The following is a 23,488-nucleotide window of genomic DNA, read 5'->3' on the forward strand; positions in this document are numbered from 1 at the left end:
CCAGAACCAGAGGCTGATATGACCACCACGCCGAAAATCAGCAGAGCGGAGCTGGCAGAACAGTTCCGCGCCTTTATCGACCCGGATTTCGTCATTACCGACGACGAAACCATGAAGCCCTACGAATGCGACGGCATGTCCATGTACTGCGAGATGCCCATGCTCGTGGTGCTGCCGGAAACCGCAGAGCAGGTGCAGCGGGTGATGCGCATCTGTAACGAGCACCATGTGCCGGTAGTGGCCCGTGGTGCCGGGACGGGCCTCAGTGCCGGCGCCATGCCCCACAAGGAAGGTGTGGTATTGTCGCTGGCCAAGTTCAACCGCATCCTGGACATAGACCCACTGGCGCGGACCGCCAGGCTGCAGCCCGGCGTCCGGAACCTGGCCATCAGCGAGGAAGCCGCGGAATTCGGCCTTTACTATGGCCCGGATCCTTCCTCCCAGATTGCCTGCACCATCGGTGGCAATGTGGCCGAGAACTCCGGCGGTGTGCACTGCCTGAAGTACGGCCTGACGGTACATAACATCCTCAGTGTGGAAATGATCACCGCCGAGGGCGAGCGCGTGACCATAGGCAGCGATGCCCTGGACGTGTGCGGCATGGACCTGCTGGCACTGATGACCGGCTCCGAGGGGTTGCTGGGCATCGTCACCGAAGTAAAGGTCAAACTGCTGCCGAAACCGGAAGTGGCCCAGGTGGTCATGGCAGGCTTTGACAGCGTGCAGAAGGCCGGCGATGCGGTGGGTGGCATCATTTCCCATGGCATCATTCCCGGTGGCCTGGAAATGATGGATGGCCATGCCATTATTGCCGCCGACGATTTCGCCCAGGCAGGCTACCCGCGGGAAGCCAAGGCGCTGCTGCTGTGCGAAGTGGACGGCACGGAAGAGGAAGTGCATGAGCACATCGCACAGGCTGAAGCATTGTTCCGCGAACTGGGTGCCACCTCGGTGAAAACCTCCCAGAGCGAGGAGGAGCGCGCGCTGCTGTGGAAGGGCCGCAAGTCCGCCTTCCCGGCGGTGGGTCGAATTTCGCCGGATTATTACTGCATGGACGGTACCATCCCGCGGCGGTACCTGGCCCATGTGCTGCTGGAAATGGAAAAAATGTCGGAGGAATTCGGGCTGAGAGTGGCCAACGTATTCCACGCCGGCGACGGCAACCTGCACCCGCTGATCCTGTTTGATGCCAACGTCCCCGGCGAGTTCGAACGCACCGAGGCCTTTGGTGGCCGCATCCTCAATCTCTGCGTGGAGGTGGGTGGCTGCATCACCGGCGAGCACGGTGTGGGCGTGGAAAAAATCCGCCAGATGGCCGTGCAGTTCAACGATGAGGAGCTGCAGCAGTTCCATGATGTGAAGGCGGCTTTCGATCCATCCGGTATCCTCAACCCCGGCAAGGGCGTACCCGCCCTGCGTTTCTGCCAGGAGTACCGGTCCCTGGAACACAAACAACACGAGCATGAGACGGTGGAAGCTGCCCATGGCTGATATTGCTGACAAGCTGAAAGAGCAGATTCTTCAGGCCCGCCAGTCGGGCCGAAAACTGAACATTGAAGGTGGCGGCACCAAAACCTTTATGGGGCGTGCTGCCGATACCGATGCCGATACCCTGAAAATGGCGGAACACACCGGCATCGTTGAATACCACCCGGTGGAACTGGTATTGACCGCCCGCGCGGGCACACCCCTTGCGGAAATCGAAGCCACCCTGGCTGAAGAAGGCCAGTGCCTGCACTTCGAACCCCCGAGGTTCGGTGACGCTTCCACCCTGGGCGGCACCCTGGCCTGCAATCTCTCTGGCCCGGCACGCCCCTGGTCCGGTTCGGTGCGGGACCAGGTGCTGGGCATCCGACTGCTCAACGGTAAGGGTGAACACCTGCGTTTTGGCGGCCAGGTCATGAAAAACGTCGCCGGCTACGACACCTCACGGCTCCAGGCCGGCGCCATGGGAACCCTGGGTGCCATAACCGAAATCAGCCTCAAGGTCATGCCAAAACCGGCCATGTCTCTCACCCTGGTACAGGACATGGCACTGGAGGATGTTATCCAGTACATGAACAGCCGCGCCAAAGAATCCAAGCCCATCACCGGCGCGGCCTGGGTGGACGGCAAAGTATATCTCCGCCTCGCCGGCGCCAAATCCGCCGTGGAAGCCACCGCTGAAAAATGGTCTGGCGAGGTGATGGAGCAGGGGGACGATTTCTGGCGCCAGCTCCAGCATATGCAGCATGAGTTTTTCGCCGGGGAACAGCCCCTGTGGCGTTTCTCCGTAGGCTCCACCGCCACCAACCCGGACCTGGACGGCCCCTGGCTGATCGACTGGGCCGGCTCCCAGCGCTGGTATCGCAGCGAAGCCGACATCGCCCAACTGGAAACCCTGGCCCAGCGTGCCGGCGGCCAGGTAAGCCTGTTCCGCGGCGGTGACCGCACGGACGAAGTCATGCATCACCAGCCCCGGGCTTTAAAGGAAATCCAGCGCCGGCTGAAGGCCTCGTTCGATCCCGACGGTATTTTTAACCCGGGAAGGTTGTATAGCTGGCTATGACAGGGAGTTTGGAGTTGGCGGAGAGGCAGGGAGCCCCCTTCCGGAACACGCTCCTGCGGCACATCCATGTGACGCTTGAGCTCCGCCATCCATGGCTCCGCACAGTTCCGGAAGGGGGCTCCCTGCCTCTCCGCATCGGAATTCTGGTCTGGCGGCCAGTAAAGAAATTTGGGAGCTGGCGGGGTAGGGCTATCTGAAATTGTGCGGAGCCATGGATGGCGGAGCCCAAGCGCCCATGGATGGGCTCGCAGCGTATTTCAGATAGCCCTACCCCGACAGCTCAAGCACCAAAGTTGATAAGCAGGTAAACCATGCAAACCAATCTAGTCCAACAATTCGCCAACACAGCAGAAGGCCAGGAAGCCGAGTCCATCCTGCGGGCCTGCGTACACTGCGGCTTCTGCACCGCCACCTGCCCGACGTACCAGGAACTGAACGACGAACGCGACGGCCCCCGCGGCCGCATCTACCTGATGAAAATGTTCCTGGAAGGCGAAGAAGTCACCGAAAAATCCCGGGAACACCTGGACCGCTGCCTCACCTGCCGCAGCTGCGAAACCACCTGCCCCTCAGGCGTCAAATACGGCCGGCTGGTGGACATCAGCCGGGGCCTCATGGAAAAAGAGATGCCCCGCGCGCCCAAAGAACGCTGGATACGTTGGGGGCTCGGGCGAGTCATTCCCAACAGGAAACTGTTCGGATTGCTGCTGCGCATGGGCCAGATGTTCCGCCCCGTGTTGCCGCAAAAGCTGCGCACCAAAGTGCCGCCAAGAAAGCAGGCCAGACCCTGGCCGGCAGCGAGCCACGAACGCATCGTGCTAGCCCTGGCCGGCTGTGTTCAGCCCTCAGCCACGCCCAACACCAACGCCGCCGCGGCACGCGTGCTCGACAAGCTCGGTATCACCATGGTGGAGGCACCGGAAGCCGGTTGTTGTGGCGCCGTAAACCATCACCTCTCGGAACATGACAAGGCCCTCGACGCCATGCGCCGCAACATCGACGCCTGGTGGCCCGCCATTGATGCCGGCGCCGAGGCCATCATCATGACGGCCTCCGGTTGTGGTGCCATGGTGCAGGATTATGGCCACCTCTTGCGTGATGACCCGGTATACGCTGCCAAGGCGCAGAAGGTCAGCGACATGACTATCGACCTGGGTGCCTTTCTGCTCCAGCAGGACCTGGAAAAGCTCGAGGTTCCCAAGGGTGCCGGCAAGGTCGCGTTCCACTGCCCCTGCACCCTTCAGCACGCCATGCAACAGAGCGGAGTTGTGGACCAGGTGCTACGCAAGGCAGGGATCGAACTGGCGAATACCAAAGAGAAGCACCTGTGCTGCGGTTCCGCCGGCACATACTCTATCCTCCAGCCGGAGCTCAGCCAGCGCCTGCTGAACAACAAGCTCAAGGCCCTGACCGTGGACAACCCGGACCGCATAGTAACCGCCAATATCGGTTGCCAGATGCACCTGGAAACCAAAGCGCAGGTGCCGGTTCAGCACTGGATTGAGTTGCTGGATACCTGAACTGTGCCCTGGCACGCTCCACTCGCCTGTGGTTTTGTTTATAATGCCCGCGCTATCAAACAAACCACAGGGAGTGGACATCAATGCCATGGAGGCAGATTGCAGTTTTCGTATGTGTATTTATCCCCGCCGTTTCCGCCGCAGAGGTTTATACCTGGATTGATGACCAGGGAGTGGCTCATTTTACCGACATCAAACCGGAAGACCGGGCGCATGAGCCGGTGGAGCTCCGCCGCCCGTCATTGATTCCCATGCGGGAGAACATTCCCCGGGGCAAGCGGGTCAGTACCATCAACCGCCAGATCAATCGTAGCCTTGGTGCCAAAGGTGATACTGCACGGAAAACTGACGGACAACGGAAAGCAAGAGAGTTGGAGCGCAAAGAGGTGCGCTGTAACGGCTACAGGGAGCGGCTGAACAACATCCAGCAACAGTTGCGGGCCGGTTACTCCAACGACCAGGGCAATCGCCTGCGCCGCCAGCGACGGCAAGTCAGCCAGAAGCTGTCGCGGGAATGCATGCTTGGCTGAGTTGCCGGCGGTGCCTGGCTGCCTTATGGCGTAAAGGTCGTTGAGATCAGGTAGGCAGTATAGGCCAGGAAACAGGCCACTAGCAGGCCACCTTCCATTCGGTTAATCCGCCCCGGTTTGCGGAATCCATAGCCGAATACAAACAGCGAAAGGGTGAGAGCGGACATGACCGCAATGTCGCGGTAGAACACCTCCGGCGCCACCGCCATGGGGCTGATTGTCCCGGCAATGCCCACAACCGCGAGGGTATTGAACAGGTTTGAACCCAGGATGTTGCCCAGGGCAATATCATGCTCACCCTTGCGGGCGGCGATCACCGAGGATGCCAGTTCCGGCAGGGAAGTGCCCACCGCGACAATGGTCAGGCCAATAATAAGATCACTCACCCCAAAGCCCTGGGCAACATCAACCGCTCCCCACACCAGCATGCGCGAGCTGATGATCAGCAGTACCAGGCCGGCAACCAGCCACAGCACCGCGCTGCGAAGAGGCATGAATCGGTGGCTCATCTCCTCGGCGATCTCTGCGCCCAGAGCATCGGCTTTCTGGGTCATGCCCTGACGAATCGACCAGGCCATCAGAACGAAAAATACGCCCAGCAGCACAAGGGCGTCCGTTAATGTCAGCATACCATCCCATAACTGCCAGGCTGCCAGGGCGGTAACGCCCGTGAGTATCGGCAACTCCTTGCGCATTACCTGGGACTGGACAGCAATGGGGCTGATCAGTGCGGTAATGCCAAGGATCAGCGCAATGTTGGTAATGTTGGAGCCATAGGCATTGCCCAGCGCCAGCCCCGGGTTGCCCTGGCTGGCTGCCAGCGCCGAGACCACCATTTCCGGTGCCGAGGTGCCGAAACCGACCACCACCATGCCGATCAGCAGCGGCGGCATACCGAAATGCCCGGCTACCGCAGCGGAACCCTCGACAAAACGCCCTGCACTCCATACCAGCAATGCAAGACCCATCAGAATGGCCAGAAACGGGAGAAGCATAGTTGTTCCCTTGTAAGTGTCAGAATTGATCCTGGTCAGGATTTGTACAGGCCATGGAGCCCATACTCAGAAAGATGGACTGTGCCATCAGCAAGCCACTGTGCAAAGGAGACGCCACGTGACTGATGAAAAAACACCCTCCCAAAATCCCGAGGAAGACCTGGCAACGCGATTTCCCACAGCTTACACCATCCTGTTCCTGCTTATCATTCTGGTGGCAGCGCTGACCTGGATTATTCCGGCAGGGCAGTATGAACGGTCAATGAACGAAGAAGTCGGGCGTGAAGTAGCGGTACCCGGCACCTATGAAACCGTCGACCCCAACCCCCAGGGTTTTGTTGATGTGATGCTGGCCCCCACGGCGGGCTTCTATGACCCGGACAGTTACGCGGCCAACGCCATTGACGTGGCCCTTTTCATCCTTTTTCTCGGCGGGTTCCTGGGCGTGATGAACGCCACCGGCGCCATCGACACGGGCATTCGCAGCGCCATGCACCGGCTGGAAGGGCGTGAGATATGGATGATTCCAATCCTCATGACGTTATTTGCACTTGGGGGTACGACCTACGGCATGGCAGAGGAGACCCTGGCTTTCTATGCCATCCTGATTCCGGTGATCATTTCGGCCGGGTATGACGCGGTTACCGGTGTCGCCATCATTCTTGTGGGTGCCGGTATCGGTGTACTGGGGTCGACTATCAACCCCTTTGCAACCGTCATTGCCTCCAACGCCGCTGAAATCCCCTTTACTGACGGCATTGTGCTGCGGTTTGTGCTTCTTGTAGGTGGTCTCATTATCTGTGCAGCCTATGTTATGCGCTATGCCCACCGGGTCAAGGCGGATCCGTCCTGCTCAGTGGTTGCCAGGCAGAGGGATGCGCATCGCAAGCTTTTCCTCAAGGGTCATGATGAGCTGGAAGATTTCGCGCTGACAGGCACCCAGAAAATTGCCCTGATCATCTTCGCGCTTACCTTCATCGTGATGATCTGGGGTGTATCCTCCCAGGGCTGGTGGATGGCCAGGATGGGGGCGCTTTTCTTTGGCTCCGCCATCGTGATTGGCATCATTGCCCGCCTGGGTGAGAAAAAGCTGACCAGCAGTTTTGTGGATGGCGCCCGTGACCTGCTCGGCGTGGCCCTGGTAGTCGGCCTGGCCCGTGGCATTGTGGTGATCATGGAGCAGGGCATGATTGCCGATACCATCCTGCATAGTGCCGAGACCACTCTCGGTGGTTTGCCGGAACTGGCCTTTATCAACCTGATGTTCTGGATAGAAGTGGGCATGAGTTTCTTCGTGCCTTCGTCATCGGGCCTGGCAGTGCTGTCAATGCCAATCCTTGCTCCGCTGGCGGACTTTGCCAACGTGGGGCGTGATCTGGTGGTTACGGCGTTCCAGTCAGCGAACGGGCTGGTAAACCTGATTAACCCCACCTTCGCCGTGGTGGTTGGCGGCCTTGCCATCGGCCGTGTCTCTTACGACCGCTGGCTGGCCTTTATCTGGCCCCTGTTATTGATTCTTACCGTGTTTATTACTGTGGTGATCAGCATCGGTGCGTTCCTGTAACTCTTTCCGAAACTCAAGGCAAAGGAGCATGCGACATGGCCGAGCACACTCTTGGTGTTCATTCCGAGACCGGAACCCTGCGGCAGGTCATCGTCTGCCGCCCGGGGCTTGCCCATCGGCGGCTGACACCCTCCAACTGCGATGCACTGCTGTTTGATGATGTTTTCTGGGTCAAGCAGGCCCAGAAAGACCACGATGTATTCGCCGGGCTGATGCGCGACCGGGGCGTGGATGTACTGGATGTCAACGAACTGCTGGCGGACACCCTGGATATCCCGGAGGCGAGGGCCTGGATTCTGGACAACCGCATCACCTGGAACCACATCGGGGTGGGCATGGTCTCCGACCTTCGTGCCTGGATGGATGAGCTGCCGGGCCAGACTCTGGCGGAGTTCCTGATTGGTGGCCTGGAGGTAAGTGACCTGCCATTTGATCCTTCCGGGCTGTTTGGCAACCACCTGGGGCCCCACGGGTTCGTGCTGCCACCACTGCCGAACTTCCTGTTCACCAGGGATAACAGCGCCTGGATCTACGGCGGAGTCACCCTGAACCCCATGTACTGGGCGGCGCGCAAACCGGAAACCCTGCTGATGAGCGCGATCTACCGGTTCCACCCGATATTCGCCGGCAAGGTCAACGTGCATTGGGGCGATCCTCTCAGGGATCATGCCCTGGCCACCCTCGAAGGTGGAGACATCATGCCGGTCGGCAATGGCGCGTTGCTGGTGGGCATGGGCGAGCGCTCCTCCCCCCAGGCGATCGGACAACTGGCCAGGGCCCTTTTCGACAGCGGCACTGCTGACCGGGTAATCGCCTGCCAGATCCCGAAGACCCGTTCCGCCATGCACCTGGATACGGTCTTTACATTCTGCGGCGGCAATGTGGTGACCACCTTCAAGGAGGTGGCCGACGAAATGGTCTGTTACGACCTGCGACCGGGCAAGGGCAGCAAACACCTGGCGTTTCACCAGGACCCGCGGCCCCTGTTTGATGTGGTGGCGGATGTGCTGGGCTATGCCTCACTGGAAGTGGTTCCAACCGGCGGCGACACCCCCGCTGAACGGGAGCGTGAGCAGTGGAACGATGGCAACAACGTGCTGGCACTGAGCCCGGGCGTGGTAATTGGTTACGACCGCAATGATGACACCAACGCGGCTCTGGATGCAGCCGGCATTGAGGTGCTGGCCATACCCGGCGCAGAGCTTGGCCGGGGAAGGGGCGGTGGACGCTGCATGAGCTGCCCGACCATTCGCGACGCCATCTGACAAGGAAGGAGCAACATTATGGCTTTCAATCTCAGGAACCGGCATTTTCTGACCCTGCGGGACTTTTCGCCCCGGGAGATCGGCTTTCTGCTCAAGTTATCCGCCGACCTGAAAACTGCAAAGTATGCCGGCACGGAAGTGCCGCGGTTACAGGGCAAGGACATCGCGCTGATTTTCGAAAAGAACTCCACCCGCACCCGGGTGGGGTTTGAAGTGGCGGCCTTTGACCAGGGTGCCAGGGTCACCTACCTGGGGCCGACGGGCACCCATATCGGCCACAAGGAATCGGTGAAGGATACCGCCCGCGTGCTGGGCCGTGTGTATGACGCCATCGAGTATCGGGGCTTCGGCCAGGCCGTTGTGGAAGAGCTGGCGCAGTACGCCGGGGTGCCCGTCTACAATGGCTTGACCAATGAGTTTCACCCTACCCAGATCCTGGCTGACTTTCTGACCATGCAGGAAAATATCGAGAAGCCCCTGCGGGACGTGGCCTATGTCTTCATCGGCGATGCCGCCAATAACATGGGGGACAGCCTGCTGATAGGTGGCGCCAAGATGGGTATGGATGTGCGGCTGTGCGCCCCGGAGGCCTGCTGGCCCAGCGAGGCGATTCAGAAGGAAGCTCAGGCCATTGCCGATGAAACCGGCGCACGAATCATGATCACTGACGATATCGACGCTGCCGTTGCAGGTGTGGATTTTGTCTATACCGACGTGTGGGTGTCCATGGGCGAACCCAGGGAGAAGTGGGCGGAACGCATCAAGCTGTTGCAGCCCTACCAGGTTAACGCCGCCCTGATGGAGAAAACCGGCAACCCCCGGGTGAAATTCATGCACTGCCTGCCGGCGTTTCACAACACCGAAACGACAGTTGGCAAGGAGATGCAGGCAGAGTTCGGCATCGACGCCATGGAAGTGACCGACGACGTCTTCGAAAGCCCGGCCTCCATTGTGTTTGATCAGGCGGAAAACAGGATGCACACCATCAAGGCGGTGCTCGTCGCCACGCTGGGAGCCTGACAGGAGGAGTCTGACATGCTTGTGGTAGCAGCCCTTGGAGGTAATGCCCTGTTGCGGCGTGGAGAGCCCCTGACGGCCCAGGCCCAGCGCACCAATGTGAAAATTGCCGCTGAATCCCTGGCAGAGATTGTCCGGGCCGGTCACCAACTGGTTATCACCCACGGCAACGGCCCCCAGGTAGGTCTGCTGGCCCTGCAGGGCGCTGCCTACAAACCGGAAGAGGCCTACCCTCTGGATGTGCTCGGTGCCGAAACCGAGGGCATGATCGGCTACATCATCGAACAGGAACTGGAAAATGCCCTGGGCCATGACCGGCCCGTGGCAACCCTGCTCACCCAGGTACTGGTGGACCAGGACGATCCGGCCTTTCGCCATCCCACGAAATTTGTCGGGCCGGTGTACGACCGGGAAGAAGCCGAGACCAAAGCGGAAGCGGCCGGCTGGCAGATTGCACAGGACGGTGACAAGTGGCGGCGGGTAGTGCCCTCGCCGAAGCCCCTGGAGATTCCCGATATGCGGGTGCTGCAGTTGCTGCTGGAGCAGGGCGTTGTCGTGATCTGCGCCGGAGGTGGCGGTATCCCCGTTCTGCGGCGGGACGACGGCAGCATGATTGGCGTGGAGGCTGTCATCGACAAGGATGCCGCCAGTGCGCTCCTGGCCCGTCAACTGGGTGCGGATGCATTGCTGCTGCTGACCGATGTAGATGCCATCTACCGTGACTTTGGCAAAGACACCGCTTCACCAATCCCGGAGCTGACTGTGGCCGATGCCGGGAAACTGGATCTGCCCGCCGGCTCCATGGGGCCGAAATTGTCGGCGGCAAGCAGCTTCGCGGAAAGTGGAGGCCTCAGTGGTATTGGCAGGCTGGAAGACGCGCTGGCCATTCTTGAGCGCAGGGCGGGCACTTGTGTTGTCGGATAGTGGAGCTCCGTAGGTCATTGCATGCATGTGCTATGGTTTATGTCGGAGTCTTCAGTTTTTGTAGGCTCGTCCGGTGGTATTGACCTGAGTCAACGGGCCGGGGTCTGCGTCAGTGATACGTTGGTAATGCAACCAATTCAAACGGAGAAAGCATCATGGCGAAAGGTAATTCAAACATCGTGGTCGCTTGTGACGGTTCGGATCATTCATTACATGCCGCAAAAATGGCCGCCAACATGGCCAAAGTGACGGGCAAGCCACTCAAACTGTTAGCCGTCTTTCCGGGTACCAGGTTAGAGAAACTGGTTGTCAGCGGGGTGTGGCCGACTGAACTTGAAAAAGAGGCCGAAGAGTACGGCCGCAAAATATTCGATGCCGCAAAGGAAACTGTGAGTGGCATAGCCGAGCCTTCTGAAGAAATCCTTCTCAAAGGTGACCCTGCCAAGGAAATCATCGAATATCTTGAAGAGCACCCGGGCTCCCACTTGTATCTGGGAAGACGCGGCCATTCAATGGTGCGAAGCCTTACCCTTGGCAGTATCAGCGAAAAGGTTGTCAGGCACGCTACCGGGCCGGTTACCGTTGTGAGCGAATAACATCGCTTTTGATGAGTGGCAGAAACAACAAAGCCCGCTGATTAGCGGGCTTTGTTGTTGAATATGATGGTGCCCGGAGGCGGAATCGAACCACCGACACGGGGATTTTCAATCCCCTGCTCTACCAACTGAGCTATCCGGGCGCGTTGCGGTACTGCTGTGCAACGGGGCGCTATTAAACCGGTTTAGGTTGCCTGAGTCAAGGCTGTTCCGGGAAAATTTTAACAGGCGCTTCCGCAGGTTGGGTGGGCTTAATTCTCCGGTGGCACATACCCTTCGGCCTTGTCGAAAGGCTCGTTGTTAAAAAAGCGTTCCATCTGTGCCTGCAGGTACTTGCGGGTGTTCGGGTCCATCAGGCTCAGGTGCTTTTCGTTGATCAGCATGGTCTGCTGGGCCTGCCATTCTTCCCATGCTTTCTTGCTGATGTTCTCGTAGATGTCTTCACCTTTTTTGCCGGGCATGGGCGGGAAGTCCAGCCCTTCGAGTTCTTCCTGGTATTTGCGACAGAATACGGTGCGGCTCATGTCTGCTCCTGTTTGGAGATGGTCTTGCGGAATCTGCAGGGATGATAACAGATCATCGGGCAGGCGCATTGACGGATGCCAGTTCAGATCAGGATGGTCTGTTCCGGTGAGGTCAGCAGGGTTCGAATCGGAGCGGGCAGGCCCAGGGTGAGGGCTTCGTCCCGGTGGATCCAGCGCCGGTTTTCGTTATCACAGACCCCGGAGGGGCTGGTTACTGTCAGCCGCGCGGGCTGGATGTGCAGGTGGTAGTGGCTGAAGGTGTGGCGGAAGCTGCTGTTGAGCTGCGGTTCACTGCAGTTGAAGCCGAAGGCCTGTTCGCAGGCTTCTGGCAGTTCCTCCGGGCCGTAGGTCGGGTCCAGTTCCGGCAGGCTCCAGAGCCCGCCCCAGATGCCGGAGGGTGGCCTGCGCTCGAGCAGGATGCGCCCGTGATGGTCTTCCAGTATCACCATCCAGGTGGTTTTTTCCGGCTTTGCCTTCCTGGGCTTTGACCCGGGGTAGAGGCTGGTTTCACCCCTGGCGTAGGCTTCGCATCCTGTCTGCAGCGGACAATTTTCGCAGGCCGGCCGGCTGCGGCTGCAGACCATGGCTCCGAGGTCCATGATGGCCTGGGTGTAGTCGCGGATGCGCTCGTGGGGCGTGTGCTCTTCAGCGCGTTTCCAGAGTTGGTTCAGTACACTGGTTTGGCCGGGCCAGCCGGGGATGGCGTGGTAGCGGGCCAGTACCCGTTTTACATTGCCATCCAGTATGGCGGCCCGTTGCTGGTAGGCCTGGGCGAGAATGGCTGCGGCAGTGGAGCGGCCGATCCCCGGCAGGGCTTCCAGTTGTTCCTGGTCTGCGGGAAATTCCCCGCCATGGAGTTCAACAACCTGTCGGGCGGCTTTCTGCAGGTTACGGGCGCGGGCGTAATAGCCCAGGCCGGACCAGTGGCTGAGCACGTCGTCCACTGGCGCTTCAGCCAGGGCTTTCACATCCGGGAAACGTTCCATGAAGGCCTGGAAATAGGGGATAACAGTTGTGACCTGGGTCTGCTGCAGCATGATCTCCGAAACCCACACGCGGTAGGGGTTGCGGTCATGGTGCCACGGCAGGTCGTGCCTGCCGTAGCGGTCATACCAATTCAGTAGCTTGCGGGCGAAACCGTCGCTCATCTGCCAAACAGGCCTTTGACTGCGTCTTTGATTTTGTCACCGTCTTCACCCAGGCGTTTGTCGATCTCCTCGCGTGCCTTTTCTTCGGCCTTCTCTTTTGCCCGGTCGGTTTCTTCATCTACTTTCTTGCGGGCCGCATTTGCCGCGATGGTCTTGAGGGTGTCGCGGAAACGGGAGCCGTCGAAGGAACACAGGCCAGCCGGGTCCTCGGCAAAATCGCCACGGCACTCTACAGGGATGACCACATCTTCCACGTACTCGGTTACCCGGCAGGCTTCATCACGGTGAATCTCGCCAACGACACGTAAGCCGATTTCATAATCCAGGTCGGAGGCTGCCAGGTCCACGGTGCCGTCGCCTTCCAGTCTCATGCCCGCAAGGGCCGCCACCAGATCGGTGTTGTTCAGGGTGTTGCCATCGATCTTGAACGTGCCTTTCATGTCATTGAACGGTGTACTGGTGCCCCAGTCCGACGTGCTCAGGCTTTCCTGGTTGACCATGGCAATACCCTGGCAGGCCATGCGGGTCAGATTCATCCGGGTGAACTCACCCTCCGCCAGATTGAAACTGATCTCGCCATCGGCGTTACTGCGCAGGGCAGAGATGCGGTTGCCGGTGGTCTCGACGTTCACCGACATGTTGGCGCCACCGGAAAGCATGTCCACCTCGGCCAGATCTGTCAGCAGTGGCAGTGTCTGAACATTACTGATGTCCTTGGTGATGGTCCATTTCGGGTTGTCTGAGCGGGCATCCAGGGTGGCATTGGCCGCAAACGAGCCGTCGTAAAGCTTGCCGCTGAAGTCTTCAACTTTCAGTACACCGTCGCGGGCCGTAATCACGGACTTGATCTCATTGATAGTGAGATTGCTCACGATCAGCTCACCCAGCCCGAGGTTGATGTCCAGTGCCAGTGAACGGAGCGTTTCCAGCGGCAGCAGGTCGCCTTCTTCCGCGGAGCCGCCCCCCTGCGGAGCCTCCTCCTCTGCGGCTTCTTCATCTTCATCGCTGGCAGGTGGCAGATAGCGGTCTGCATTAATGGCATCGCCCTGCAGATCAAGGCCGATGGCACTGTTGGCGAGGCCATAGCTGGCGCCACCCTGGAAGGTGGTGTCGTCCAGGCTGAAGGTGAGGTCGCTCAGCTCTACGGTGCCGGCAGGGCCGCCGATATTGGTGGAGAAGGCGATGGCCTTCATCACATCCGGGTCTTCGGTTTCAATGGCAGGCTGACCAAGGGCATCAAGCAGGGATTTCAGGGAGAACTCGTCAATGCTCAGGCTGCCCTCAAGCTGTGGCTTGTCACCAAAGCCGTTAACAGACAGGTCGGTATTCATGGTCAGATCAGCCAGGCTGGCGGTAAAACCGCTCAGGGTTGCGGTCTCATTCTCAAGGTTGGCTTCCAGTGAGCCGGCAAGTTCGGCCCGAACGGATTCGCCGCCAAGTGGCTCACCGCTCATATCAAAGATGGCTTCGAGGCCCGATACGCCAAACTCGTTCAGGTCTTCGTTGGCGGCAAGGCGGGCACTGATGTCGCCAACCACCTCAAATTCAGGCTGGTTGGTGGCGAAGCGGAAGCCAATGTTCAGAGGGAAGCTGGAACCAAGGGTAATTTCGCTGGCCGTTACGGTGAAGTCTTCAAGTGTCACGGACTGGCCAGTGGTTTTGTCTTCGTAATGCACTTGCGCATTACTGATTTCAACGTTTTCAACATTGAAATTCAGTGGCTCCTGATCGCCTTCGCTGTCGGCAGCCGCCTCCTCAGAAGGTTGCGCTTCCTCTTCTTCAGCCGGTTCGCCCTCTGGCATGATTCGCGTCCAGTTACCAGAGCCGTTTTCATCGACCGAGAGGCGGGCATCAAGGCCACTGAGCAGGAAGGTTTCCACCTGTGGCGACATGGTCACCAGTGACCAGAAGCTGACCTGAGCGACGAGCTGATCAAGCTTTACCAGGCGCTCATCCTCAAGGGTTGCCTCAACATCGTTAAGTTCCAGCCCCAGCGGAATAAACGACCAGCCGATATCGCCGGAAAGAATCAGATCAAGATTGGTGCTGTCCTCTACCACCTTTTCTATCTGCGGCTTGTAGGTGTTGGGATCGATGACGGCGATGGCGATTGCCACTGCTGCAATGGCAAGGATAACAAGGCCGACAATGGCGTATGCCACATAGCGAACAGCTTTCATGATTCTGGCGTCCTTCCGTTAGTTCGTGTCCGGTTACTGGGCAGATGACTAGCCCAAGCATAACCCAGGGGTAACAAAATAAAAGCCTGGATGTATGACAATACGGTAGTGATCAGCCAAAATAGGCCCCTTATTTCTACACAACAATGTAAAGCGCGTCTTACAAAGATAAAAAGGAGCAAGCAGTGGCTATAACTGTCTCAATCGAGCTGAACCGTGAGCTGGATATGCCGGCCGGATATGACAAGGTTTTTGACCTGCTGGCGGATGTTCCTGCCTCGGCAAGCCATTTCCCCAAGGTGCAGAACCTGGTGGACCTGGGCGACAACACCTACCGCTGGGAAATGGAAAAGGTCGGCGTGGACAAGCATGCCATCCAGTCCATTTACGCCTGTAAGTATTACGCCGACAAAGACAACGGCAAGATCACATGGGAGCCGGTGAAAGGTGAGGGTAATGGCGTTGTGAAAGGCTCCTGGACCCTCAAGGCAAAAGACGACAACACCACCTCGGTGAAATTCCAGACCAGCGCCGAGCTGACCGTGCCACTGCCCAGCCTGCTGAAGCTGGCGATCAGCCCCGTGATCAAGCACGAGTTCAACAGCCTGGTGGATACCTACATGAACAACCTGAAGAAAGCCTTCTGATGGTTGCGGCTATCATCGCCATAAAGCCCATTGCGGGACGCAGGGAAGCATAAAAGGTATAATACGCGCAGACACTTTTCCGGCATCTGCCGATTGATGACTTGGGAGCCCCCATGGCCGAACGCAAGGCTCGGGTAGAAAGAAATACCCTGGAAACACAGATCACCGTCGAGATCGACCTCGATGGCACCGGCAAATCGAGCTTCGACACCGGTGTGCCTTTCCTGGAACACATGATGGACCAGATCGCCCGCCACGGGCTGGTGGACCTGAACATCGTGTCGAAAGGCGACCTGCACATCGACGACCACCACACCGTGGAAGACATCGGCATCACCCTGGGCCAGGCCTTCAAGCAGGCCGTGGGTGACAAAAAAGGCATCCGCCGTTACGGCCATGCCTACGTGCCGCTGGACGAAGCCCTTTCCCGCGTGGTCATCGACCTGTCCGGCCGCCCCGGCCTGATGATGGATGTGCCTTACACACGCGGTGCCGTGGGTGGTTTCGACGTGGACCTGTTCGAGGAATTCTTCCATGGCTTTGTGAACCACTCCATGGTCACCCTGCACATCGACAACCTGAAGGGCAAGAACACCCACCACCAGATCGAAACCGTGTTCAAGGCCTTCGGCCGCGCCCTGCGCATGGCTATTGAAATGGACGAACGCATGGCAGGCATAACTCCGTCCACCAAGGGGTCGCTGTAAGCGATCCCGAAAACCACGATCCAGGAAGTCTCTCTTCACATGAAAACCGTTGCCATCATCGACTACGGCATGGGTAACCTTCATTCCGTCAGCAAGGCTGTCGAACACGTAGCGCCGGACAACCGCGTGCTGGTCACCGACAACGCCGACCAGATCCGCAGCGCAGACCGGGTGATACTTCCCGGCGTCGGCGCCATCCGCGACTGCATGGCAGAAATCCGCCGCCTGGGCATCGACGACCTGGTGAAGGAAGTCTCCGCCGACCGGCCGCTGCTGGGCATCTGCGTTGGCATGCAGGCCCTGATGTCCCGCAGCGAAGAAAACGGCTGGGTGGACTGCATCGGCCTGTTCGAGTCGGAAGTCCGCTTCTTCGGCGACAACCTCACGGAAAACGGCGAACGCCTGAAAGTGCCCCACATGGGCTGGAACGAAGTCCACCAGACCATGGACCACCCTCTGTGGCACGACATCCCCGACGGCGACCGCTTCTATTTCGTGCACAGTTACTACGCCGAAGCAGCCGGCAACCCCGATATCGCCGGCCGCACCCACTACGGTGTCGACCTGGCGGCGGCGGTGGCCAGAGACAACATCTTTGCGGTGCAGTTCCACCCTGAAAAAAGTGCCAGGGCAGGGCTGCAGTTACTGAAAAACTTTACCAACTGGACCGGAAAATGCTGATCATCCCGGCAATAGACCTCAAAGACGGCAAGTGCGTAAGACTGCGCCAGGGCCGCATGGACGACTCCACCGTATTCGGTGACGACCCTGTTGATATGGCAACCCGCTGGGTAGACGCTGGCGCCCGTCGCCTCCACCTGGTGGACCTGAATGGCGCCTTCGCCGGCGAACCCGTCAACGGCGAAATTGTCCAGGCCATCGCCCGCAAGTACCCGAACCTGCCCATCCAGATCGGTGGCGGCATCCGCTCCGCCGAAACCATCGAGGCCTACCTCAAAGCCGGCGTACAGTGGGTGATTATCGGTACCAAAGCCGTCAAGGAGCCGGAATTCGTCACCGAAATGTGCAAACAGTTCCCTGGCCACATTATCGTCGGCCTCGACGCCAAAGACGGCCGCGTTGCCACCGACGGCTGGGCCGAAGTTTCCGAAGTCATGGCCACCGACCTGGCCAGGCGCTTTGCCAACGACGGCGTCGAAGCCATCGTCTACACCGATATCAGCCGCGACGGCATGATGCAGGGTGTGAACGTTGAAGCCACTGCTGCACTGGCGGAAGAAGGCGGCATACCCGTGATTGCCTCCGGCGGCGTGACCAACATGGACGACCTCAAGCGCCTGGCAACCGTTGCCGACAAGGGCATACTGGGCGCCATCACCGGCCGGGCCATCTACGAAGGCACGCTGGATGTGGCCGAAGCCCAGGCCTTCTGTGACAGCCTGAAGGGGTAAGACGATATGGCACTGGCAAAGCGCATTATTCCCTGCCTCGATGTGGACAAGGGCCGCGTGGTAAAAGGCGTCAACTTCGTCGACATCCGCGATGCCGGCGATCCGGTGGAAGTGGCCCGCAAGTATAACGAGCAGGGTGCCGACGAAATCACCTTCCTGGACATTACTGCCAGCCACGAAAGCCGTGATACCACCTACGAAACCGTCGAGCGCATGGCCGCCGAAGTATTTATCCCGCTCACCGTGGGCGGGGGTGTGCGCACCGTGGAAGACATCCGCAAGCTGCTGAACGCCGGTGCCGACAAGGTATCCATCAACACCGCTGCAGTCTTCAATCCGGAATTTGTCCGCGAGGCCGCCGACCGCTTTGGCAGCCAGTGCATTGTCGTGGCCATTGATGCCAAGCGGGTCAGTGCTGAAGGGGAAGAGCCGCGCTGGGAAATTTTCACCCACGGCGGCCGCAAGCCCACGGGGCTGGACGCCGTGGAATGGGCCTGCAAGATGACGGCCATGGGTGCCGGCGAGCTGCTGCTGACCAGTATGGACCGGGATGGCACCAAGGTGGGTTTTGATCTGGGGCTCACACGCGCCATCAGCGATGCGGTATCGGTGCCGGTCATTGCGTCAGGTGGGGTTGGCGAACTTCAGCATCTGGCGGATGGTGTCACGGAAGGCCGGGCGGATGCGGTGCTGGCGGCGTCGATCTTCCATTTCGGGCAGCATACGATTCCTGAGGCCAAGGCGTTTATGAAGGCGCAGGGGATTGAAGTTCGGGATTAGGCCGGGAGTGGGTTTGTCGGATTACGGCTTTGCCTAATCCGACCTACCTTGTTTTGCCAATGCTGGGCGAATTGCCCGTTTCTCTCCTTCCGCAAACATCGGCCGATTACCATTTCTCATGGCCCACACGCCACTGACGGTGGCGATGGCTATGCCTTCCTCGTCCAGCTCCGGCAAGCGCTTTTCCAGATAATCCACGGTTACGGTGTGAGGATGGCCGATGCCGACGGCGCTGCCATTTTCCTTTGCCCGCTTGATCAGCAGCCGGAACTGCTTGTCGACATATTCCTCGCTCTGCTCATGGTCAAGAAACACATCACGGGTGAGGGTGGGTATACGGTAGGCGGCGGCCACGTCGCCGGCAATGGACGAAGCAATGGTGCGGCTGTCAACGAAATAGACCGGGTAGTGGTCAAGCTCTGCCATTACCCAGTCCATGGCGTCCAGTTGCTGGGTGAGCAGGCTGCCCATGTGGTTATTTACACCACGAACATGGGGAATGGACTGAAGCGCACGGCGTAGCGTTGTTGCCATGCTGTCCTTGTCCATGCCCGGGCTAAGGCCGCCAGGCCCAAGGCCAATATTGCGGGTATTGGCCATGGGAGCATGAAGCATGATTTCCTTCTGCTGCCGGTGGGCCTGCTCCGCCAGTTCAGTGGTGTGCCGGCGGTATGGCAGGAACGCCAGGGTGATGGGCTGGTCCAGAGCTATCAGCCTTTTGCCCTCTGCCAGGTTATGCCCCATGTCATCAATGATGATGGCTATGGTAGGTGGCACCTGGTGCGAATCACCCCGCTCTTCCCCGGAGCCGGCGGGCGATACCACCGCGAGGATGGCTGCAATCAGCGTTGCTGGTGCTTTCAATCCGCGCTTTCCTGTTCCGGCTTGTCACGCTTGTTCAGAATCCCCAGCCCCTTGAGAAGGTTCAGCGCCGAGCGCAGCTGGTAATCCCTGCTTGCAGGGGTGCCTTCGGCTTTCTCTTCTGCGGCTTCCTGGTTTTCATCCTGACCTTCAAGGTGACCGCTGAGATCCGCTTCGGTAAAGAACGGCTGTCCATCCAGTTCAGTGAGTTCGGCCGGCTTCACTTCGATGTCCGGTTTGATGCCCTTGGCCTGGATGGAGCGACCATCAGGTGTGTAGTAACGGGCAGTGGTCATTTTGATGGCATGGGTCTCATCCAGCGGGATAACCGTTTGCACGCTGCCCTTGCCGAACGACTGGGTGCCCATGACCACCGCGCGTTCGTGATCCTGCAGTGCGCCCGCCAGAATTTCCGAAGCCGACGCGGAGCCGCCGTTGATCAGCACCACAATGGGCGTGTCCGGCATCATGTCACCGGGTTCGGCGTTGAAGCGCAAGCGCGAACTCTGGATGCGTCCCTCGGTATAGACGATCAAACCTTCATCAAGCAGGGCGTCAGCCGATTCAACGGCTGCCTGGAGTATGCCGCCGGGATTGTTGCGCAGATCAATGATCAGGCCGTCCAGATCGCTGCCATGCTCTGATTCGAGGTCCTCAAGGGCCTTGGTGAACTGGGAACCGGTATCCGCCTGGAACTGGGTGATCCGTACATAGCCATACCCGTTCTCGATGATGCGTGATTTGATGCTGGTGACCTTGATGACATCCCGCTCGACATCGATCTCGATGGGTGCGGATTCACCTTCGCGCATAATGGTGAGCGTGAGCACGGTACCGGGTTTGCCGCGCATGAGTTTGACGGCTTCTTCCAGTGACATACCCTTGACCGGCTGGTCCCCCAGTTTGATGATCAGGTCGCCTGCCTGCACGCCGGCTTTCTGGGCGGGGGTATCGTCAATAGGGGAAATAACCTTCACAAACCCGTCTTCCATACCCACTTCAATACCCAGGCCGCCGAACTCACCGGAGGTGCTTTCCTCCAGTTGCTCGTAATCTTTCGGTGCCAGGTAGGTGGAGTGCGGGTCAAGCTCCGAGAGCATGCCCTTGATGGCGCTCTCAAGAAGCTCGCGGTCATCCACTTCTTCCACGTAGGCGTCCTTGATGCGCCCGAAGACTTCGGCAAACTTGCGCAGGTCATCGAGGGGTAACTGCTCTTCCGGGTCCGGAAGTTCAATTTCAACCTGTTCGCCGTGCTGGATGCCTTCAAGCAGGCGCCGTGTTTCTTCATCGGTTTCCTGAGCGTGAATCAGGCCGGGCAGGGCGGTCAGGCAGGCGGCAAGGGCGAGTGCGCTGATGGTTGCGGCGTGGTTAAAACGTCTTACCCGTCTCATTCACATATCCTGTGTTGTTCCGATGGCTGGTTGATTCCCGAGTATTGCCGGACAGTATGGCGTTACCAGACTGATTTGTCAGCCTTTAGGGTATCACGAACAGTACACTACCGGTTGCCGAGCCAGCTCCGGGGGTTGTCCGGTTTTCCGTTGCGGCGGATTTCGAAATACACGGCCGGATCGTCTGTACCTCCGGTGCGCCCTGCCTGGGCAATGGCCTCACCGGCTTCCACCCAGTCGCCGGGACTGGTGTAGAGGCTGCTGCTGTGGCCGTAAAGGGTCATGTAACCGTCACCGTGGTCCAGAATGGTCATCAGGCCAAAACCCCGTAACCAGTTGGCAAATACCACCCGGCCATAATGCACCGCCTTGACGTCACTTTCTTCGTCGGTGGCGATCAGCAGGCCATTGTAGCGAAGCTTGCCACTGGCATAGCTGTCGCCAAAGTTACTGGCAACCTTTCCATCCGCAGGCCACGGCAGCTTGTTTTTGAGTGACTCGAACGGGTCCGACTCGTTGGGCGTGGGGATGTTGGCGATGGCCTCTTCCACTTCTTTCAGCAGTTTCTCCAGCCGTTTGCGATCTGACTCCAGCTCTTCGCGCTCGCTCCGGCGGTCACTGATATCCGATTTCAGTGCGGCGAGAGTCTCTTGGCGTTCGCTCTTGCTGGCAGTGAGTTCCTGCTGGCGGTTGGCAACATCCTGTTCAAGCCCGGCCAGACGCTCCCGGCCTGCTCGGACCTGTTCCTGGGTTTCTTTGAGCTGGCGGAGATTGGCGGCAAAGGTCTCCAGCCGGTCGAGGGTATCGCGGCTGAGATACTCGTAGTAGGTCATGGTGCGGGCAATCTTGTCCGGGTCAATCTCATTGAGCAGGACTTTGACCGCAGGCGCATCGCCCTCCATCCAGGCGGCGCGGATCTGTTTCTTCAGGCTGTCGCGCTGGCTTTCCAGGGTGCGGGCCAGTTCTGATTCTTCCTTGCCAAGCTCGGTCAGGCGCTGCTGCTGTTCCCGGGCCTGCTCCTGCAACTCCCTGCGTTCGCGGGTGAGGCGGCCGATTTCCTGTTCCAGCCGCGACAGCTGGCGCTCCAGTTCAGAGCGATCCTCTTCGGCGTCGGCAAGCCATTCGTCGATACCAGCGATCTCTTCCCTGAGTGCTTTTATCTGGCCAGGCGTGACCTGTTGCTCCGCCAGCGCCGGTGTGGCAGCCGCAAGCAGCGCCAGCACCAGCCACAGACGAGCAATCAATCGATCTCCACCAGGCTGTGACCTGTCATCTCTGCCGGTTTTTCAAGGCCCATCAGGGTCAGCAGGCTTGGTGCCACATCGCTGAGGCTGCCGTCGTCCTTGAGGGATACCTTGCGGGGGCCGATATACACCAGAGGCACCGGGCCAATGGTATGGGCGGTGTGAACCTGGCCGGAGTTGGGGTCTGTCATCTGTTCGCAGTTGCCGTGATCCGCGGTAATCAGCGCTTCCCCGCCCACTTCTTCAAGGGCTTCGGCAATGCGTGAAATACATTGATCAATGCACTCGGCGGCCTTGATGGCAGCATCCAGTTTGCCGGTGTGGCCTACCATGTCGCCATTGGCATAGTTGCATACCACCAGGTCGTACTTGCCGCTCTTGATCGCTTCTACCAGCTTGTCAGTTACTTCCGGCGCGCTCATCTCCGGTTGCAGGTCGTAGGTGGCAACTTTCGGCGATGGCACCAGGATGCGATCCTCACCCTCGAATGGCGTTTCCATCCCGCCGTTAAAGAAGAAGGTAACGTGGGCGTATTTCTCTGTTTCAGCAATCCGCAGTTGGGTCTTGCCCTGGTTGGCTACGTATTCGCCCAGGCCGTTGGTCAGTTGCTCCGGCGGATAGGCGCAGGCGGTTTTGATGTCGGCGGCGTATTCGGTGAGCATGACAAAGTCGGCAAGCTCAGGGTGTTTGCGGCGCTCGAAGCCGTCGAAGTCCTTTTCCACAAAGCAGCGTGTCATTTCCCGGGCGCGGTCAGCGCGGAAATTCATGAAGATCACGGTGTCGCCATCGTCGATGGTGCCTTCCGTGTCGCCGCTGGCCCGGATGCGGGTCGCCTTCACGAACTCGTCGTTTTCACCGCGCTCATAGGCCTGTTCCAGCGCAGTCACCGGATCTGCTGCGGTAAACTCGGCCTCTCCCAGGGTCATTACATTGTACGCTTCTTCAACGCGGTCCCATCGGTTGTCCCGGTCCATTGCGTAGTAGCGGCCAACAATAGAGGCCACCCGGCCAACGCCAAGATTCTTCAGCTTGGTGGCGGCTTTTTCCAGTGACGCCCTGGCGCTACGCGGCGGCATGTCGCGGCCATCGAGGAAGGCGTGTATGTAGACCTCCTTTGCACCACGCCCGGCTGCCATCTCGGCAGCCGCAAGGATGTGGTCTTCGTGGCTGTGAACGCCGCCGGGGGAGAGGAGCCCCATCAGATGGACCGCGTGGCCACTGCCAATTGCCTTGTCCATGGCTGCGCAGAGGGTGGGGTTTTGCGTAAAAGTACCTTCTTCCACGTCTTTGTCGATACGTGTCAGGCTCTGGTAAACCACCCGTCCGGCGCCAAGATTCATATGGCCGACTTCAGAGTTGCCCATCTGCCCCTGGGGCAGGCCAACGAACATTCCGGAGGTGTTGATCAGCGTTTTTGGCTGATTTTTCCATAGCTTATCCCAGAATGGCGTATTGGCGTTGCTGATGGCATTATCTTCGGCCGGGTCACGGTGACCCCAGCCGTCAAGAATAATCAGTGCAGTAGGCTTACGCGTGGCAGTCATCACTTAATCCGATGGTAGTTTGGTAAATTTACTAAAACGAACATTGATTCTAAACAGTTTCACACCCGCCGGCCACCCTGGTTATCTTCTG

At 59.1% G+C, this 23,488-nt stretch carries 22 protein-coding genes and 1 tRNA gene; 14 read left to right on the forward strand and 9 right to left on the reverse strand.

All coding sequences use genetic code 11. From position 1 onward, the window contains the following. The first annotated feature begins 18 nt into the window (after window positions 1–18). The 4 genes from HLUCCO03_RS01735 to HLUCCO03_RS01750 all read left to right on the forward strand — a co-directional run bounded on the left by HLUCCO03_RS01735 (window position 19) and on the right by HLUCCO03_RS01750 (window position 4,598). A complete protein-coding gene (locus HLUCCO03_RS01735; protein WP_027833170.1) occupies window positions 19–1,491 on the forward strand; it encodes an FAD-linked oxidase C-terminal domain-containing protein in 1,473 nt (490 codons plus the stop codon). Next, window positions 1,484–2,548 carry a glycolate oxidase subunit GlcE gene (gene glcE, locus HLUCCO03_RS01740; protein WP_027833169.1) on the forward strand — a complete coding sequence of 355 codons (1,065 nt, stop codon included), beginning with the start codon at window positions 1,484–1,486 and terminating at the stop codon, window positions 2,546–2,548. The genes HLUCCO03_RS01735 and glcE overlap by 8 nt, the downstream gene beginning before the upstream one ends. 311 nt (window positions 2,549–2,859) lie before the next feature. Continuing rightward, on the forward strand, window positions 2,860–4,068 hold the full coding sequence (gene glcF, locus HLUCCO03_RS01745; protein ID WP_027833168.1) for a glycolate oxidase subunit GlcF: 1,209 nt from the start codon (window positions 2,860–2,862) through the stop codon (window positions 4,066–4,068). A gap of 83 nt (window positions 4,069–4,151) precedes the next feature. Beyond that, entirely contained in the window at window positions 4,152–4,598 is a 447-nt protein-coding gene (locus HLUCCO03_RS01750; protein WP_027833167.1) for a DUF4124 domain-containing protein, read from the forward strand. A gap of 23 nt (window positions 4,599–4,621) precedes the next feature. On the opposite strand, the gene HLUCCO03_RS01755 is transcribed toward HLUCCO03_RS01750, so the two are convergent. Next, window positions 4,622–5,593 carry a calcium/sodium antiporter gene (locus HLUCCO03_RS01755; RefSeq protein ID WP_027833166.1) on the reverse strand — a complete coding sequence of 324 codons (972 nt, stop codon included), beginning with the start codon at window positions 5,591–5,593 and terminating at the stop codon, window positions 4,622–4,624. A gap of 118 nt (window positions 5,594–5,711) precedes the next feature. On the opposite strand from HLUCCO03_RS01755, the gene HLUCCO03_RS01760 reads away from it, so the two are divergent. From HLUCCO03_RS01760 to HLUCCO03_RS01780, 5 genes are all read left to right on the forward strand, one after another. Continuing rightward, window positions 5,712–7,157 (forward strand): YfcC family protein, encoded by a 1,446-nt coding sequence (locus tag HLUCCO03_RS01760; RefSeq protein ID WP_027833165.1) that lies wholly within the window; start codon window positions 5,712–5,714, stop codon window positions 7,155–7,157. 35 nt (window positions 7,158–7,192) lie between these two features. Then, window positions 7,193–8,422, forward strand: coding sequence for an arginine deiminase (locus HLUCCO03_RS01765; protein ID WP_027833164.1), 1,230 nt, complete (start codon window positions 7,193–7,195; stop codon window positions 8,420–8,422). An 18-nt stretch (window positions 8,423–8,440) separates the two neighbouring features. After that, window positions 8,441–9,442: an ornithine carbamoyltransferase gene (locus tag HLUCCO03_RS01770; RefSeq protein WP_027833163.1), complete on the forward strand. Its 1,002-nt coding sequence runs from the start codon at window positions 8,441–8,443 to the stop codon at window positions 9,440–9,442. Window positions 9,443–9,457: 15 nt separating this feature from the next. Then, on the forward strand, window positions 9,458–10,363 hold the full coding sequence (gene arcC, locus HLUCCO03_RS01775) for a carbamate kinase (protein WP_027833162.1): 906 nt from the start codon (window positions 9,458–9,460) through the stop codon (window positions 10,361–10,363). Window positions 10,364–10,518: 155 nt separating this feature from the next. Beyond that, entirely contained in the window at window positions 10,519–10,959 is a 441-nt protein-coding gene (locus tag HLUCCO03_RS01780; protein ID WP_027833161.1) for a universal stress protein, read from the forward strand. A gap of 67 nt (window positions 10,960–11,026) precedes the next feature. Here HLUCCO03_RS01780 and HLUCCO03_RS01785 read toward each other — a convergent pair. From HLUCCO03_RS01785 to HLUCCO03_RS01800, 4 genes are all read right to left on the reverse strand, one after another. Beyond that, window positions 11,027–11,102 (reverse strand) — tRNA-Phe (locus HLUCCO03_RS01785). 108 nt (window positions 11,103–11,210) lie between these two features. Next, window positions 11,211–11,483 carry an oxidative damage protection protein gene (locus tag HLUCCO03_RS01790; protein ID WP_027833160.1) on the reverse strand — a complete coding sequence of 91 codons (273 nt, stop codon included), beginning with the start codon at window positions 11,481–11,483 and terminating at the stop codon, window positions 11,211–11,213. Window positions 11,484–11,566: 83 nt separating this feature from the next. Continuing rightward, on the reverse strand, window positions 11,567–12,631 hold the full coding sequence (mutY, locus tag HLUCCO03_RS01795) for an A/G-specific adenine glycosylase (protein WP_027833159.1): 1,065 nt from the start codon (window positions 12,629–12,631) through the stop codon (window positions 11,567–11,569). Further along, window positions 12,628–14,811, reverse strand: coding sequence for an AsmA family protein (locus tag HLUCCO03_RS01800; protein ID WP_027833158.1), 2,184 nt, complete (start codon window positions 14,809–14,811; stop codon window positions 12,628–12,630). The genes mutY and HLUCCO03_RS01800 overlap by 4 nt, the downstream gene beginning before the upstream one ends. A 185-nt stretch (window positions 14,812–14,996) precedes the next feature. On the opposite strand from HLUCCO03_RS01800, the gene HLUCCO03_RS01805 reads away from it, so the two are divergent. The 5 genes from HLUCCO03_RS01805 (at window position 14,997) to hisF (ending at window position 18,357) form a co-directional block, all read left to right on the forward strand. Next, window positions 14,997–15,458 (forward strand): SRPBCC family protein, encoded by a 462-nt coding sequence (locus tag HLUCCO03_RS01805; protein ID WP_027833157.1) that lies wholly within the window; start codon window positions 14,997–14,999, stop codon window positions 15,456–15,458. Window positions 15,459–15,571: 113 nt separating this feature from the next. After that, window positions 15,572–16,165 (forward strand): imidazoleglycerol-phosphate dehydratase HisB, encoded by a 594-nt coding sequence (gene hisB, locus HLUCCO03_RS01810; RefSeq protein ID WP_007153401.1) that lies wholly within the window; start codon window positions 15,572–15,574, stop codon window positions 16,163–16,165. A 39-nt stretch (window positions 16,166–16,204) separates the two neighbouring features. Beyond that, complete coding sequence (gene hisH, locus HLUCCO03_RS01815; RefSeq protein ID WP_027833156.1) at window positions 16,205–16,846, forward strand: imidazole glycerol phosphate synthase subunit HisH; 642 nt, start codon at window positions 16,205–16,207, stop codon at window positions 16,844–16,846. Next, window positions 16,840–17,577 carry a 1-(5-phosphoribosyl)-5-[(5-phosphoribosylamino)methylideneamino]imidazole-4-carboxamide isomerase gene (hisA, locus tag HLUCCO03_RS01820; RefSeq protein ID WP_027833155.1) on the forward strand — a complete coding sequence of 246 codons (738 nt, stop codon included), beginning with the start codon at window positions 16,840–16,842 and terminating at the stop codon, window positions 17,575–17,577. Before hisH ends, hisA begins: the two co-directional genes overlap by 7 nt. Before the next feature lie 6 nt (window positions 17,578–17,583). After that, on the forward strand, window positions 17,584–18,357 hold the full coding sequence (gene hisF / locus HLUCCO03_RS01825; RefSeq protein WP_027833154.1) for an imidazole glycerol phosphate synthase subunit HisF: 774 nt from the start codon (window positions 17,584–17,586) through the stop codon (window positions 18,355–18,357). A 33-nt stretch (window positions 18,358–18,390) separates the two neighbouring features. Here hisF and HLUCCO03_RS01830 read toward each other — a convergent pair whose 3' ends face one another. The 4 genes from HLUCCO03_RS01830 to gpmM all read right to left on the reverse strand — a co-directional run bounded on the left by HLUCCO03_RS01830 (window position 18,391) and on the right by gpmM (window position 23,397). After that, window positions 18,391–19,182, reverse strand: a complete 792-nt coding sequence (locus HLUCCO03_RS01830; RefSeq protein WP_292016601.1) for a divergent polysaccharide deacetylase family protein — start codon at window positions 19,180–19,182, stop codon at window positions 18,391–18,393. A 35-nt stretch (window positions 19,183–19,217) separates the two neighbouring features. Further along, entirely contained in the window at window positions 19,218–20,609 is a 1,392-nt protein-coding gene (locus HLUCCO03_RS01835; RefSeq protein ID WP_027833152.1) for a S41 family peptidase, read from the reverse strand. A gap of 107 nt (window positions 20,610–20,716) precedes the next feature. Further along, on the reverse strand, window positions 20,717–21,853 hold the full coding sequence (locus HLUCCO03_RS01840) for a peptidoglycan DD-metalloendopeptidase family protein (protein ID WP_051603937.1): 1,137 nt from the start codon (window positions 21,851–21,853) through the stop codon (window positions 20,717–20,719). Beyond that, on the reverse strand, window positions 21,850–23,397 hold the full coding sequence (gpmM, locus tag HLUCCO03_RS01845; RefSeq protein ID WP_027833150.1) for a 2,3-bisphosphoglycerate-independent phosphoglycerate mutase: 1,548 nt from the start codon (window positions 23,395–23,397) through the stop codon (window positions 21,850–21,852). The genes HLUCCO03_RS01840 and gpmM overlap by 4 nt, the downstream gene beginning before the upstream one ends. Window positions 23,398–23,488: the final 91 nt, after the last annotated feature.

The sequence above is a fragment of the Marinobacter sp. HL-58 genome, assembly GCF_001314605.1.
GTDB lineage: Bacteria > Pseudomonadota > Gammaproteobacteria > Pseudomonadales > Oleiphilaceae > Marinobacter.

Excerpts from the sequence above, each read along its gene's own strand:
- arcC (WP_027833162.1), top strand. The coding sequence starts at position 9,458 with ATGCTTGTGGTAGCAGCCCTTGGAGGTAATGCCCTGTTGCGGCGTGGA.
- HLUCCO03_RS01780 (WP_027833161.1), top strand. The coding sequence starts at position 10,519 with ATGGCGAAAGGTAATTCAAACATCGTGGTCGCTTGTGACGGTTCGGAT.
- HLUCCO03_RS01750 (WP_027833167.1), top strand. The coding sequence starts at position 4,152 with ATGCCATGGAGGCAGATTGCAGTTTTCGTATGTGTATTTATCCCCGCC.
- glcE (WP_027833169.1), top strand. The coding sequence starts at position 1,484 with ATGGCTGATATTGCTGACAAGCTGAAAGAGCAGATTCTTCAGGCCCGC.
- gpmM (WP_027833150.1), bottom strand. The coding sequence starts at position 23,397 with ATGACTGCCACGCGTAAGCCTACTGCACTGATTATTCTTGACGGCTGG.
- HLUCCO03_RS01790 (WP_027833160.1), bottom strand. The coding sequence starts at position 11,483 with ATGAGCCGCACCGTATTCTGTCGCAAATACCAGGAAGAACTCGAAGGG.
- glcF (WP_027833168.1), top strand. The coding sequence starts at position 2,860 with ATGCAAACCAATCTAGTCCAACAATTCGCCAACACAGCAGAAGGCCAG.
- HLUCCO03_RS01735 (WP_027833170.1), top strand. The coding sequence starts at position 19 with ATGACCACCACGCCGAAAATCAGCAGAGCGGAGCTGGCAGAACAGTTC.
- HLUCCO03_RS01765 (WP_027833164.1), top strand. The coding sequence starts at position 7,193 with ATGGCCGAGCACACTCTTGGTGTTCATTCCGAGACCGGAACCCTGCGG.
- HLUCCO03_RS01770 (WP_027833163.1), top strand. The coding sequence starts at position 8,441 with ATGGCTTTCAATCTCAGGAACCGGCATTTTCTGACCCTGCGGGACTTT.
- mutY (WP_027833159.1), bottom strand. The coding sequence starts at position 12,631 with ATGAGCGACGGTTTCGCCCGCAAGCTACTGAATTGGTATGACCGCTAC.
- hisF (WP_027833154.1), top strand. The coding sequence starts at position 17,584 with ATGGCACTGGCAAAGCGCATTATTCCCTGCCTCGATGTGGACAAGGGC.
- HLUCCO03_RS01755 (WP_027833166.1), bottom strand. The coding sequence starts at position 5,593 with ATGCTTCTCCCGTTTCTGGCCATTCTGATGGGTCTTGCATTGCTGGTA.
- HLUCCO03_RS01800 (WP_027833158.1), bottom strand. The coding sequence starts at position 14,811 with ATGAAAGCTGTTCGCTATGTGGCATACGCCATTGTCGGCCTTGTTATC.
- hisA (WP_027833155.1), top strand. The coding sequence starts at position 16,840 with ATGCTGATCATCCCGGCAATAGACCTCAAAGACGGCAAGTGCGTAAGA.
- hisB (WP_007153401.1), top strand. The coding sequence starts at position 15,572 with ATGGCCGAACGCAAGGCTCGGGTAGAAAGAAATACCCTGGAAACACAG.
- HLUCCO03_RS01835 (WP_027833152.1), bottom strand. The coding sequence starts at position 20,609 with ATGAGACGGGTAAGACGTTTTAACCACGCCGCAACCATCAGCGCACTC.
- hisH (WP_027833156.1), top strand. The coding sequence starts at position 16,205 with ATGAAAACCGTTGCCATCATCGACTACGGCATGGGTAACCTTCATTCC.